Annotated in this window: 10 protein-coding genes; 8 read left to right on the top strand and 2 right to left on the bottom strand. The window is 41.4% G+C overall.

Features of this window, described 5'->3' with window-relative positions; genetic code table 11:
* Positions 1-315: 315 nt before the first annotated feature.
* Entirely contained in the window at positions 316-1,362 is a 1,047-nt protein-coding gene (gene hemF / locus H6F45_RS21525) for an oxygen-dependent coproporphyrinogen oxidase (protein WP_137668124.1), read from the bottom strand.
* Between the two features lie 550 nt (positions 1,363-1,912).
* Here hemF and H6F45_RS21520 point away from each other — a divergent pair.
* From H6F45_RS21520 to H6F45_RS21485, 8 genes are all read left to right on the top strand, one after another.
* A complete protein-coding gene (locus tag H6F45_RS21520; RefSeq protein ID WP_096569283.1) occupies positions 1,913-2,437 on the top strand; it encodes a polyketide cyclase / dehydrase and lipid transport in 525 nt (174 codons plus the stop codon).
* 179 nt (positions 2,438-2,616) lie between these two features.
* Positions 2,617-3,687: an Mrp/NBP35 family ATP-binding protein gene (locus H6F45_RS21515; protein WP_096569286.1), complete on the top strand. Its 1,071-nt coding sequence runs from the start codon at positions 2,617-2,619 to the stop codon at positions 3,685-3,687.
* 150 nt (positions 3,688-3,837) lie between these two features.
* Entirely contained in the window at positions 3,838-5,151 is a 1,314-nt protein-coding gene (gene rodA, locus H6F45_RS21510; protein ID WP_190348351.1) for a rod shape-determining protein RodA, read from the top strand.
* Positions 5,152-5,313: 162 nt separating this feature from the next.
* The gene (locus H6F45_RS21505) at positions 5,314-5,508 is read left to right on the top strand and encodes an NAD(P)H dehydrogenase subunit NdhS (RefSeq protein ID WP_096569291.1); all 195 of its coding nucleotides are present in this window, start codon (positions 5,314-5,316) and stop codon (positions 5,506-5,508) included.
* A gap of 131 nt (positions 5,509-5,639) precedes the next feature.
* Positions 5,640-6,293: an HAS-barrel domain-containing protein gene (locus tag H6F45_RS21500; protein WP_096569294.1), complete on the top strand. Its 654-nt coding sequence runs from the start codon at positions 5,640-5,642 to the stop codon at positions 6,291-6,293.
* A 160-nt stretch (positions 6,294-6,453) separates the two neighbouring features.
* Positions 6,454-8,610: a cation:proton antiporter gene (locus H6F45_RS21495; protein ID WP_137669090.1), complete on the top strand. Its 2,157-nt coding sequence runs from the start codon at positions 6,454-6,456 to the stop codon at positions 8,608-8,610.
* 574 nt (positions 8,611-9,184) lie between these two features.
* A complete protein-coding gene (locus H6F45_RS21490) occupies positions 9,185-10,120 on the top strand; it encodes a UDP-glucuronic acid decarboxylase family protein (protein WP_190348350.1) in 936 nt (311 codons plus the stop codon).
* Between the two features lie 90 nt (positions 10,121-10,210).
* Positions 10,211-11,602, top strand: a complete 1,392-nt coding sequence (locus H6F45_RS21485; protein ID WP_190348349.1) for a UDP-glucose/GDP-mannose dehydrogenase family protein — start codon at positions 10,211-10,213, stop codon at positions 11,600-11,602.
* Between the two features lie 292 nt (positions 11,603-11,894).
* Here the strand turns inward: H6F45_RS21485 and H6F45_RS21480 are convergent, their stop codons facing one another.
* The gene (locus H6F45_RS21480; protein ID WP_190348348.1) at positions 11,895-12,689 is read right to left on the bottom strand and encodes a DUF2993 domain-containing protein; all 795 of its coding nucleotides are present in this window, start codon (positions 12,687-12,689) and stop codon (positions 11,895-11,897) included.
* Positions 12,690-13,280: the final 591 nt, after the last annotated feature.

Genomic DNA, 13,280 nt, shown 5'->3' with positions numbered 1-13,280 from the left:
AGTAGTTTAACTAACTGCAACAGTGGTAAGTATCTGGATTCACTAAATTTCCCATTAATCTATTGAGGCTGGGTTTGGGGAATTTTCGGTTTCTTGGTGAATGGAAAGCAGAGTTCTCTAGAGATAAAAGTGTATCTTTCTCAGACAAAAGCGACTATTTGCCTAAATATCCTTTACTAAAACCAGATCACAAATATCTTCTTTCATCCTATTTCCTCAAACCAGCCCAAACCCTTGATTCTTCATCGACCAGCCCCAGTCCTGTCTCCTGGATCTAGATAAATGTGTGGAATTTTACTGTGTTACCAACACTTGTTACTGTTGATTTAGTTTCCAGTTTATCCAATCTTGTGGTTTCAGAAAAGTTTCATAAAGTTCAGCTTCGGGAGAATTGGGTTCTGGTTGGTAGCCATATTCCCAACGAACTAGAGGTGGTAGAGACATGAGAATTGATTCTGTGCGTCCATTGGTTTGCAGACCGAAAATTGTGCCTCGGTCATAAACCAAGTTAAATTCTACATATCTTCCTCGACGGTATAGCTGGAAATTCCGTTGGCGATCGCCATATTCCATGCCATTTCTTTTCTTGACAATTGGCACGTAAGCTGGTAAAAAAGCTCTACCACAATCTTGCACCAAAGAAAATAACTGTTCCCAAGTGCGTGGAGGTAATGCTCCCACCTGATTACTATAATTTGCGGCTTCTCCTTTGGGATCCGGTCCGCGATAAATAGCACCTTGACCATCTTGGTAATCTAAAAACAGACCGCCAACACCTCTAGTTTCCCCCCGATGTTTGAGATAGAAATATTCGTCACACCAGCGTTTAAACACAGGGTAATATTCTGGGTGATGTTGATCGCAAGCTTGTTTCAAAGTTTGATGGAAATGAGCCGCATCGTCAGCAAAGGGGTAATAAGGTGTTAAATCCGCACCACCACCAAACCACCAAACTGGACCTGCTTCAAAATAACGGTAATTTAAATGGACTGTAGGTACATAAGGATTACGAGGGTGTAACACCAAAGAAGTACCAGTAGCATAGAATCCGTGTCCTGTTGCTTCTGGGCGCTGGGCTAAAATTGACGGGGGGAGATGGGAACCCCAAACTTCAGAAAAATTTACACCAGCTTGTTCAAAAATAGCGCCATCACGCAAGACACGCGATCGCCCACCACCCCCTTCTGGACGCTCCCAACTGTCTTCCATAAACTTACCAACACCATCCAGTGCTTCTAACTCGTTGGTGATTTCGTCTTGCAACTGTTTCATAAACTGACTAACTCTGGACTGAGCGTCAGGTGCTGGGAGAAATTTGGATGATTCTGTTGTGATAGTGGGGGTTTGCGAGTTGGTCAACATAGATTCCCGAACCTAAAATTACAATTTTTGTGCAAGCTACAAATTTCCATTTTAAAAATTTCTTGACAATTAGAGCCAAAAACCTGGCGCAATTTGCCAAAACTGCTTTTTCTGATGAGTGGTCAAAACCAATAGATTATCTTGACCATGCCAATTTTAGATTTTAGATTTTGGATTTTGGATTTTGGATTTTGGATGATTTTTTACTTCCAGCCCCGCCCTCAATCTCAAATCCCCAAACTGCGTCCCTTTGTCGGCGCAGTCAATCTAAAATACTCGCTGCGCTGCGTACGCTTCGCTAACGCAAATCTAAAATCCAAAATTGATTGACTAAAGCTATTTTCCATCAAATGCGTATAGGCTTGTAGATTCATTAAGTTTCTTTGCAATAATTATGGAGATATTTCTGTTATGAACACCAGAACCTAGAGAATTAGTCCACAAAGCAGTCGATTTTCTGTATGGTATCTGTAGTGAGTAGATAAGCTTGACTCAAATTTTCCCAGATGCCAGAGTCACCAGACAGATTGTAGCCAGGAGGATTAGGACAGTGCAAGGTTGGTTATCCAAATTCATCCACCGCAAACGTCGTCGATTTTGTGCTTCTCTGGTGCGGACTTATCGAGAGATCAGTTCTGCTTCTGTAGATGAACTTTGGTTAAAGGTGGCTGACTTAACAGATGTTTCCTGGCATCCACTCCTCAAAAGCACTAACGTACCATTAGGATTAGTACCCAAACCCGGATTAATTTTCCTAGCGGTAACACGCTTTTGGCCAGTTCCCATCCAGATTTTTGTAGAACGGGTAAATCCTAAACAGATGTTAAGTATCCGCGTTTTGGCAATTCCTGGGATTGAGGAACGGATCACATACCAAGTAGAGTCAACGGTTTGTGGCAGTTATTTGTCTTATTCTGTAACACTACGTGGCTGGTTATCACCTCTAATTTGGTCTTTGTCCCGTCCCTATGTAGATCGAGTAGCACGGTCTTTAGTAGAATCTGTAGAAAAAGCAGCACTGCAAGCAGTTTCCGGCAAGAAAAAATCTCTCGATGACAGTTGTTTTGATTTTTAAGTGACTGGGGACTGGGGAAGAAGCAGGGGAGCAGGGAGCAGGGAGAAATTATTTATATTTTCAATCACCAATCACCAATCACCAGTCACCAATCACTAATGCCCCAAGAAAGTTAAGATTCAAGTAGGAGAACATGAAAATTTTTTAAGCTTTATTAAGGCGGCAACGGTACAAACGCTATGTATGATGTCCTCAATTCCCAGTCAGTCCTAGAAGTGTTGCGACCAGTGGAAGATCCAGAACTTCGCAAAAGTCTGGTAGAACTGAATATGATTCGCAACGTCAAAATTGACGGTGGCAAGGTTAGCTTTACTTTGGTGTTGACTACTCCCGCCTGTCCTTTGCGAGAATTTATTGTCGAAGATTGTAAAAAAGCTGTGCAAAAACTGCCTGGTGTAACAGATATCAGCGTAGAAGTAACAGCAGAAACACCCCAACAAAAAAGCCTACCGGATCGCACTGGTGTGGCTGGGGTGAAAAATATTATTGCGGTTTCTAGCGGTAAAGGTGGTGTTGGTAAAAGCACAGTTGCCGTAAATGTGGCAGTTGCTTTGGCACAAACAGGGGCGAAAGTTGGTTTGCTAGATGCTGATATTTACGGACCCAATGATCCCACCATGTTGGGTTTAGCTGATGCAGAAATTACTGTGCGCTCCACAGAAACTGGGGAAATTCTCGAACCTGCATTTAATCATGGAGTCAAATTAGTATCAATGGGCTTTTTGATTGACCGCGATCAACCAGTTATTTGGCGTGGTCCAATGCTCAATGGCGTAATTCGTCAATTTTTGTATCAGGTGCAATGGGGAGAAATTGATTATTTAATTGTCGATATGCCTCCGGGAACTGGAGATGCTCAGTTAACTTTAACCCAAGCAGTACCAATGGCAGGAGCAGTAATTGTGACTACACCTCAAAATGTCGCATTACTGGATTCTCGCAAGGGTTTGCGGATGTTCCAGCAAATGAATGTACCAGTATTAGGGATTGTGGAGAATATGAGTTATTTTATTCCTCCCGATCAACCAGATAAACAATATGACATTTTTGGTTCTGGTGGAGGTTCAAAAACTGCTGCCGAATTAGATGTACCACTTTTGGGCTGTGTTCCTTTGGAAATTTCTACCAGAGTTGGTGGAGATAGTGGTATACCCATAGTGGTTTCTGATCCAGATTCAGCTTCTGCTAAAGCTTTAAAAGCGATCGCTCTAGCTATCGCAGGTAAAGTATCAGTTGCTGCTCTGACATAAGCAAGAAGGCAGGAGGCAGGAGGCAGGAGGCAGGAGGCAGGAGGCAGGAGGCAGGATAGAGTTTTTTCTTCCCAGTCCCCAGTCCCCAGTCCCCAGTCCCCAGTCCCCAGTCCCCAGTCCCCATTTAAAACTCAAGTCGCTCTTCGCACAATGTTGTTAAAACGTTCGCTCCCTAAAGTCCGCTGGCAATATTGGATTAAGCCTTGGCAGCAGGTAGATTGGCTATTATTTTGCCTAGCTGTTGCTGTCAGTATGTTTGGTGGACTTATGATCCTCAGTACAGAACTGAATAAGCCAGTAACTGACTGGTGGTGGCATTGGCTGATGACTGGTATTGGATCAATCATTGCTCTGTTTTTGGCTCGTTGTCGCTACGAAAACTTAATGCAGTGGCATTGGATCACTTATGCTCTGACTAACTTTAGTCTGATTTTGGTGATGGTGGTTGGTACAAGTGCCAAAGGCGCACAGCGATGGATTAGTATTGGTGGGTTTCATGTGCAACCATCAGAATTTGCTAAAGTTGGTCTAATTATTAGCTTGGCTGCTTTGCTACATAAACGTACAGATCCTACATTTGATAGTGTTTTGCGTTCCCTGGCGATCGCTGCTGTTCCTTGGGGATTAGTATTTGTACAGCCAGATTTGGATACATCACTGGTTTTTGGGTCAATAGTTTTAGGAATGCTCTATTGGGCAAATGCTAATCCTGGTTGGTTAATTTTGCTGGTTTCGCCTGTATTCTCAGCAATTTTATTCAGCATACCTTGGCCTTTGTCCAACTCAATAGTTCTCTTTGAAAATATTTCTCTTACTCCTTTGGGTTTAGCCTGGGCAGGAGCTATGGGAATTGTGGGTTGGCAAACTTTACCTTGGCGTAAATTTGGACTTAGTGGTATTGGTACATTATGTCTCAATATGCTCGGTGGTGGACTAGGTGTTTTTGCCTGGAATCATCTATTAAAAGAGTATCAAAAAGATAGACTGACTGTATTTATTAATCCTGAACTTGACCCCCTTGGTGCTGGTTATCACCTAATTCAATCTCGAATAGCCATTGGTTCTGGGGAAATCTGGGGATGGGGTTTGTTCAAAGGCCCAATGACACAACTAAATTTTGTCCCTGAACAGCATACTGACTTTATTTTCTCTGCTGTGGGTGAAGAATTTGGTTTCGTGGGTTGTTTAATTTTACTTTTCGCTTTCTGCTTAATTTGTTACCGACTATTACACGTAGCTCAAACCGCCAAAGATAATTTTGGTTCTTTGTTAGCTATTGGTGTTTTGTTAATGATTGTGTTTCAGTTAATTATTAATGTAGGTATGACCATTGGTTTAGTTCCTGTTGCCGGTATTACCCTACCTTGGATGAGCTATGGACGTTCTGCCATTCTGGCAAACTTTATTGCCTTGGGAATTGTGGAATCTGTGGCTAATTTCCGGCAAGGGCAAAAATATTATTAAATGGGACTGGGGACTGGGGACTGGGGACTGGGGACTGGGGACTGGGGACTGGGGACTGGGTAATCAATTTGATTTTCCCAATCACCAATTACCAATTACCAATTACCAATCACCATCAACTAATATTAAGCTAATAAAAGAGAACAAATTGAGGGTAAAAACATGATTCTGCCTGGAGCCACTGTTCGCGTCAAAAATCCCGCAGATACATACTATCGGTATGAAGGACTTGTGCAACGAGTAAGTGATGGTAAAGTAGCTGTACTGTTTGAAGGTGGTAACTGGGACAAAATTATTACCTTCCGCTTGCCAGAATTAGAACTCGTAGAAACTACTGCCAAGAAAAAAGGAAAATAATTCTTTCGTCATTAGTCATCATTAGTCATCATTAGTCATCATTAGTCAGTTGTCATTTGTCAGTTGTCATTTGTCCACAGTTGATAAAAGACAGATGATAACTGATAACTGTTAACTGATAACTGATTGTCATGCGTCTACCCTTACCACAGTTTGCGACAGGCGATCGCCATCCTCACCACATTGCGGAGGTGATCGAAACCACAACTACCGAATTTTTGGCGCAATGTCTAGAACCAGAAGACTTGAGTTTTCCAGTTATGCCACCTTTTGGTAGTTGGGTTTGTGCTGTAGATGAAGAATCTGGGAATCAAATCTATGCTGTAGTATATCATGCCACAACTATGCCCATAGATTCTGTACACCGGGCTAGGGCGTTGGGTTTGTCTTTGCAAACTTTGCGAGAAGAACAACCCCAGATATTTGCTATGCTCAGAACAGAATTTCGGGCGGCAATTGTTGGATTTGAGCAGCAGTCACAAAATCTCAGTAACCAAGGAGTGTATCAGTATCTCCCACCACGTCCGCCCCAAATACATCAAGCGGTTTATCGGTGTCAACCAGAAGCGATCGTCAGGTTCACAGAAAAATTAGATTTTTTAAGGACGTTACTTTTGATTAATGGTGCGCCAGTAGAATCTTTAGCTGCATCTGCTATTCGTGAAGTTTACCAATTACGCAAAGCTGACAGAGAATGGCTGATTAAAGCTGGTCGCCATCTCAGTGTACTGCTAAAAGACGATTATGATCGACTACGCTTTATTTTGAGCCAAATTCACCCATAGGGAATAGGGAATAGGGAATAGGTAGCGAGCAGGGAGCGACAAAACTTCAACATTTAACATTCAACATTCAGTATTCAGTGTATAACTCCTGAGTCCTGGAAATTTTTGAACTCCTAATAGCTGATAACTGACAACTGATAACTGATAAATGTTTTTTATGATGCCACTTGTGTCACAAGTTCTGACGTTAGATCCAACCTTTCAAGTTCTAGGACCAGAACCTATTGTTCCCTTGGCTATTTTACTGTTAGTTATTTTTGTTATACCTATCCTCTTTGAGCGACTAAGATTGCCAGCATTAGTAGGTTTGGTTGGCTCTGGAGTGGTACTAGGTCCATCAGGTTGGCGCTTATTTGAACCTGAATTGCCAATGATGGCCTTGCTATCAGACATTGGGTTAGTTTACTTGATGTTTATCACCGGATTGGAATTTAATATCCCACTTTTCCGTCAACAGCAAAGTCGTTCCTTAATATTTGGTGCTTTTAGTTTCCTTTTACCCCTGATGCTAGGAACATTAGGAGGACGATTTTTGGACTTTAGTTGGCATAGTTCTATACTAATAGGCTGCTTCCTGTCTTCTCACTCTCTTTTGGCATATCCAATTATCAATCGTTTGGGATTGACAAATAATCAGGCTGTGACTATGACAATGGGAGCCACAATTTTTAAAGATATCGGCACACTGCTAATCTTAACTGTTGCTATCACCAGCTTTCATGGTGGGTTATCCAAATTTTCTCAACTAATAACTATATTAGGCTGGGTAATAATATACTTCATGATAGTGTTAGTCGGTTTTGATTGGGCGATCCAAGAATTTTTCCGCCGTTCTGGGGATGAGGAGGGTAACAAGTTTTTGTGTGTGTTGATGTCTGTATTTCTGGCAGTTGTCATTGCACAACTGATGGGTTTAAACAAAATTGTGGGCTTTTTCCTGGCAGGTTTAGCCGTTAATGAAGCTATAGGCGAAGGACCAGTTAAAGAAAAATTAATATTTATCGGCAGTGTTTTATTTATTCCTATTTTCTTTATTGACTTAGGTTTAAGGATTGATTTACCTAGCTTCTTTGCTGGGTACAGCACAATCAAGTTATTACTATTAATTTTAGTGGGTTTGATTGTCGGCAAATTTATGGCATCTGTGTTGGCAAGGTTGGTTTACCGCTATAGTTGGCAGGAAACACTAACTATTTGGTCACTATCTCTTCCCTTGGGAGGTACAACATTAGCGGTGGCTGTAGGGGGATACAGGTCTGGTGTACTGTCAGGAGAGGTATTAAACACTGCCATTATCTTGGTGCTGATTACAGCGACTTTGGGACCTTGGCTGACAAGTCTCATGGCTGCTGGGTGTGCTGTGAATTTGACCTGTTCATCGGTGGAAGAAGTATCACCAATTACTTTTTCTCAGCAGCAATCACAATCATCTCAGGGTAATTTTACTATCATCGTACCTATCCAAAATCCCCAAACGCAAAAGTATTTGATGGAAATGGCGGCCTTATTAGCCTGTCAATCCCAGGGTAAAGTTTTACCATTAGCGATCGCTCATGCTACATCTCAAATGGATGCACCCCAGTTAGATACCGCTTGGCAGCACAGTGAAAAGTTATTGGCTAAAGCCATTGCACAAAGTCAGTTATTAGGCGCACCAGCAGAACCATTACTGAGAATTGATGATGCTTTCGCTCCTGGAATATGCAGGACTGCTCGTGAACAAAAAGCGAATTTGATTATTATAGGTTGGGGTAAACGTACTGGTTTGCGGGCGCGTTTATTAGGGAATGTCATTGATAATGTGCTTTGGGCTTCCCATTGTCCAGTGGCTGTGGCACGTCTGGTAGAATCACCAAAAAAAATTCAGCGTATTTTAGTGCCGATAGAAAATTTAACCACGCCAGCACTTACACCTGTACAATTTGCTCAAACCTTGGCAGATGCTAATCAAAGCCAGATTACTCTTCTCAATGTTTGCGATCGCCGCACCAGTGCTAGTCAACTTTCTGCCAGAAGAGAGCATTTATCCCAATGGGTATCTAATTTAGCTGTGCCAAATCCACCAGAAATTCAAATTTTCACTCATGAAAATCCTGCTCAAGCTATTTTACAGGCTGCAAGATTGTATGATTTAGTTGTATTGCCTTTTATCCGTAATCGTACTATCCCTGGAGGGTTAGCTATGAGTGATGTTACCAGCGAATTAGCTAGGCAACTTACCTGCTCCATAATCATTCTGGGAGAACCACAACGCCATCATACACTTGCTTTGTCAAATATTAACCACAATAAAATAGCGGTTTCACAAAAATACTAACCACAATTCTGCTATATAAAACCTAGACAAAACTAGACTTTACTTTCTACTTCAACGGGAGCATGGGAGCAGTTATCCCTCAGTAGACTTTCACGCCTTAGCCAGACGCGATTGTGTTCCAATTAAGTTTCTGAAAAAGAATACCACCATCATTGCTTGGTTTTCGCGTCGGCAATAGTCTCAATTCAATACTTGATATCACCGTATTATATATCAAGTAGTTGATTTTTTCCTAAAAATATATTGATTTTTGTTAATACAAGTATAGTTTTGTCTATGAAATTGTCAACTTAGGACTTGCTCATTATTTAATTCATCATCACTGGCGACACTTCTTGTAAAAAAACTTGACATTTTTTAGATTATGTTGAAGATTTGATGAAAAATAACAGAAAATTCCAAATTCATTTAGAAGATAAAAGAAAATCAATAATAATTTTGTACAGGCTCTGTGGGAAAATTGCTTAATCTACTGAGAGTTATTTTCCTTAACTATGTATTAATATACTGAAGCCGGGTAATCTAAAAATAAGGATAATACCCCTGGAAATATCTAGAAAATAATTGGGAAACTATGAGAATTTTAGTGACTGGCGGTGCTGGGTTTATTGGTTCTCATCTGATAGACCGACTAATGGCTGATGGACATGAAGTTATATGTTTGGATAACTTCTATACGGGAAATAAACGCAATCTCCTCAAATGGTTCAATAACCCTTATTTTGAGATGATCCGTCATGATATTACTGAGCCAATTCGCTTAGAAGTGGATCAAGTCTATCATTTGGCTTGTCCTGCGTCTCCTGTGCATTACCAATACAACCCCATTAAAACCGTCAAAACTAATGTGATGGGAACCCTGAATATGTTGGGGTTAGCTAAAAGGGTGAAAGCGAGATTTTTATTAGCTTCCACCAGTGAAGTTTACGGTGATCCAGAAATCCATCCCCAAACCGAAGATTATCGTGGTAGTGTTAATCCCATTGGCATCCGCTCCTGCTATGACGAAGGTAAAAGAATTGCGGAAACTTTGACATTTGACTACTACCGAGAAAATAAAGTTGATATTCGTGTAGCTCGAATATTCAACACTTATGGACCACGGATGTTAGAAAACGATGGTCGGGTAGTCAGTAACTTGGTTGTGCAAGCATTAAAGGGAATTCCTTTAACTGTATACGGTGAAGGTTCACAAACTCGCAGCTTTTGCTATGTATCTGATCTAGTTGAAGGTCTAATGAGGCTGATGAATGGTGATTACATCGGACCTGTAAATCTGGGTAATCCTGATGAATACACTATTTTAGAACTGGCACAGACAGTACAAAATATGGTTAACCCAGATGCAGAAATTAAGTTTGAACCCCTACCTTCCGATGATCCTCGTCGTCGTCGTCCCGATATTACCAAGGCAAAAACTTTATTAAATTGGGAACCTACCATTCCTTTACAAGAAGGGTTAAAACTAACAGTAGAAGATTTCCGTCAACGTATCAAAACTAATGATTAGTCTATAATCAGTTCTCATTAGTCGTTTGTTAACCAACAACTCATGACTAATAACCAATGACTGATAATAAAAAAACGAGGAGTTTAAAAAATGCGTGTTTGTGTAATCGGGACTGGTTATGTGGGTTTAGTCACAGGAGTTTGTTTAGCTTATATTGGTCATGATGTCATCTGCATAGATAACAACGAAGAGAAACTAAAGTTAATGAAATCTGGGCAGTCGCCAATTTTCGAGCCTGGACTTTCGGAAATTATGCAAGCTGCTATTAATAGTGGAAATATTCAATTTTCGTCGGATATGGCTGGGGGAGTTGCCCACGGAGAAATTCTGTTTATTGCTGTGGGAACTCCGCCATTACCTAATGGTGAAAGTGATACCCGTTATGTGGAAGCTGTAGCGCGTGGGATTGGAGCTAATCTCAATGGCGGTTATAAGGTAATTGTGAATAAATCTACAGTACCCATCGGTTCTGGTGACTGGGTACGGATGATTGTTTTAGATGGTATTGTTGAACGTCAGAAGTCATTGGTGGCGGTAGGTGGTTCATCTGCTGAGGAAAAACCACCGGAAATTTCCGCTCACTTTGATGTTGTGAGTAATCCAGAGTTTTTGCGGGAAGGTTCAGCAGTTTACGACACCTTTAACCCGGATCGGATTGTTTTGGGGGGGAACAGTCAACAGGCGATCACCATGATGAAGGAACTTTATGCCCCGATTGTAGAACGCAAGTTTGCTGTTGATCAGTCTTTACCGCCTGTACCAGTGCTGGTGACAGACTTGAGTTCAGCAGAGATGATCAAATATGCTGCCAATGCTTTTTTGGCAACCAAGATTAGTTTTATTAATGAAGTGGCAAATATTTGCGATCGCGTTGGTGCTGATGTTACCCAAGTAGCAAAAGGTATTGGTTTAGATTCCCGAATTGGTAACAAGTTCTTGCAAGCGGGCATAGGTTGGGGTGGTTCTTGCTTCCCCAAAGATGTATCAGCACTAATTCACACCGCTGATGATTATGGATATGAAGCCCAGTTACTCAAAGCTGCTGTGAGTGTGAATGAACGTCAGCGTTTGATTGCTTTGGAAAAATTACAACAAGCTTTAAAAATCCTCAAAGGTAAAACTGTGGGACTACTCGGTTTAACCTTCAAACCCGATACAGACGATTTACGGGATGCTCCTGCACTCAACTTGATTGAGCAACTCAATCGACTGGGAGCTAAAGTCAAAGCTTATGACCCGATTATTTCCCAAACAGGTATGCGTCATGGTCTTTCAGGAGTATTGGTAGAAACCGATGCCGAAAGACTGGCTGATGGCTGTGATGCTTTGGTACTCGTTACCGAATGGCAACAGTTCAGCACTTTGGACTATGCAAAAATGGCAAAATTAATGAACCACGCCGTTATGATTGATGGTCGTAACTTCTTGGACCCGGAAACGATGGTAAGAGCGGGTTTCCAATATGTAGGTGTTGGTAGATAAACGGTGATTGGTGATTGGTGATTGGGGACTGGTGATTGATGATTGGGGAGATGGGGAGATTACAGCTATTTTCAGGTAAATAAACCACATTTTGATTTAGGTTTCGCGTCAACAATGTAGGGGCGTTCGCGAAGCGTGCTGGAAGCATCAGCATTCGGATGATAGTCTTAGGTAAAAACCGATAATTAATTGTCCGAATGCTTCGCCCTTACTGTGGTCTAAAGACATGAAAACTGCTGTAATAACCCAATCAACTATCAACTATTAACTATCACCTCTCCCCCAATCCCCATTAACCACTTTTAGGAATTCGTTCTATTTCTGCATATCCACTAAAAATCAATCTTTGACCTTCGGTTTCTAAACGATTAAGTCGCATTTTTACACCATCCAGGTCAAAACGGTCTAAATCGACCATATTATCTAAAATTTCTACCAGTGCCATGCTTAAAGTTTGGGAGGTTTCCCGTTGTGCTTCTGGTACTTGTTCTAGTTCAATTTTTGGATCTTTAAAAGAAACTCGTCGCCGTCTTTCAATACCTATACTTAAAGTCATACTCAGGGGTATGACTTCACCGTTATTTAAGTCAGCTTTAGCTAGAAGATGTAAGCGATTTCCCGGTAATAACTGTATTTGAACGTCGGTAAAGGAAACTGGTTCACCACCTGAAATTGCTGTTAAAGCTGGTTCAGAAAGGTTGAGAAGTCGCTTTTTCACCAATTCTGCTTGGAAAGCTTGATTAATACCTGCTTCTGATAATATTACTTGCGCTACTGCTTGGGTGGGTTGTTTAAGGTTGAGTTTGCCGCTCAAAACCGAACTAAAGTCAATGGCAACCGCATCGGTTTCAAAAGACATTTCTTCAACAGCGAAGTCTCTCCGAATTACTAGGCCACGACCGCTCATTTTAAAGCTATCAATGCTGCCTTGCAACAGTTTGCTGGAGGGATAGCAGCGCACAAAGACTTCTACTGACTCGCTCTGGGTAAACAGGTGGCGAATCGTTTGGCTGGCGACTGTGTTGAGCATTCGCTCTCCCCAATCTGTGCCTTTGGGATCTGTTAAACCAGTAAGTCCGCCTAACATTAGGTTTTGGGTCTCTAGAAGTTCTTTGTACTTTTGTAACAAATTGTGAACAATTCTGCAAGCGATCCCCAGATTTTTTGTTCTAATAGGTTTGAGCAGGATAACTGATGCTTTGCTTTACCGGGAATTTGAGATTTGAGATTTTAGATGAAAAAATTTGGTATGGGAAAAATCGTAACCCCCAAATCCAAAATTTTTGAGCTTCTACACTTTAGAGGGTGTTTAAAAAGGGTTTGCTGAAAAAGTCTTTTCGTTAGGGCTAGGAGTCAGGAGTCGTAGGGGCGAAGCATTCGGACGACCAATTATCAATTTTATGAAAAGGCTATTTTCCTGTAAGGGCGAAGCATTCGGGCGATAAATTATCAATTTTTATCACAGGTTATTTTCCGAATGCTTCGCCCCTACTTCGCCCGTACAGGAGTGAGGAGTCAGGAGTCAGGAGGAGAATTAAAGACATTTTTTAACCCACATTCCGCACCCTCAACTGTCACAGATCAAAAAAGCCATTAAAGTAGTACATAATAACTAAAGGTAACTTAAAAGTTAAGAGGCTTAATGAGAGTAAATAGCATTAAGCTGGGTATGGAGTGA

The organism is Sphaerospermopsis sp. FACHB-1194 (genome assembly GCF_014696235.1).
Classification (GTDB): domain Bacteria; phylum Cyanobacteriota; class Cyanobacteriia; order Cyanobacteriales; family Nostocaceae; genus Sphaerospermopsis; species Sphaerospermopsis kisseleviana.
This window is presented reverse-complemented; position numbering and strand designations above follow the sequence as displayed.

Coding starts and splice junctions, on each gene's coding strand:
- hemF (WP_137668124.1), bottom strand. CDS start 1,362: ATGTTGACCAACTCGCAAACCCCCACTATCACAACAGAATCATCCAAA.
- H6F45_RS21515 (WP_096569286.1), top strand. CDS start 2,617: ATGTATGATGTCCTCAATTCCCAGTCAGTCCTAGAAGTGTTGCGACCA.
- rodA (WP_190348351.1), top strand. CDS start 3,838: ATGTTGTTAAAACGTTCGCTCCCTAAAGTCCGCTGGCAATATTGGATT.
- H6F45_RS21505 (WP_096569291.1), top strand. CDS start 5,314: ATGATTCTGCCTGGAGCCACTGTTCGCGTCAAAAATCCCGCAGATACA.
- H6F45_RS21500 (WP_096569294.1), top strand. CDS start 5,640: ATGCGTCTACCCTTACCACAGTTTGCGACAGGCGATCGCCATCCTCAC.
- H6F45_RS21495 (WP_137669090.1), top strand. CDS start 6,454: ATGCCACTTGTGTCACAAGTTCTGACGTTAGATCCAACCTTTCAAGTT.
- H6F45_RS21490 (WP_190348350.1), top strand. CDS start 9,185: ATGAGAATTTTAGTGACTGGCGGTGCTGGGTTTATTGGTTCTCATCTG.
- H6F45_RS21485 (WP_190348349.1), top strand. CDS start 10,211: ATGCGTGTTTGTGTAATCGGGACTGGTTATGTGGGTTTAGTCACAGGA.
- H6F45_RS21480 (WP_190348348.1), bottom strand. CDS start 12,689: ATGTTAGGCGGACTTACTGGTTTAACAGATCCCAAAGGCACAGATTGG.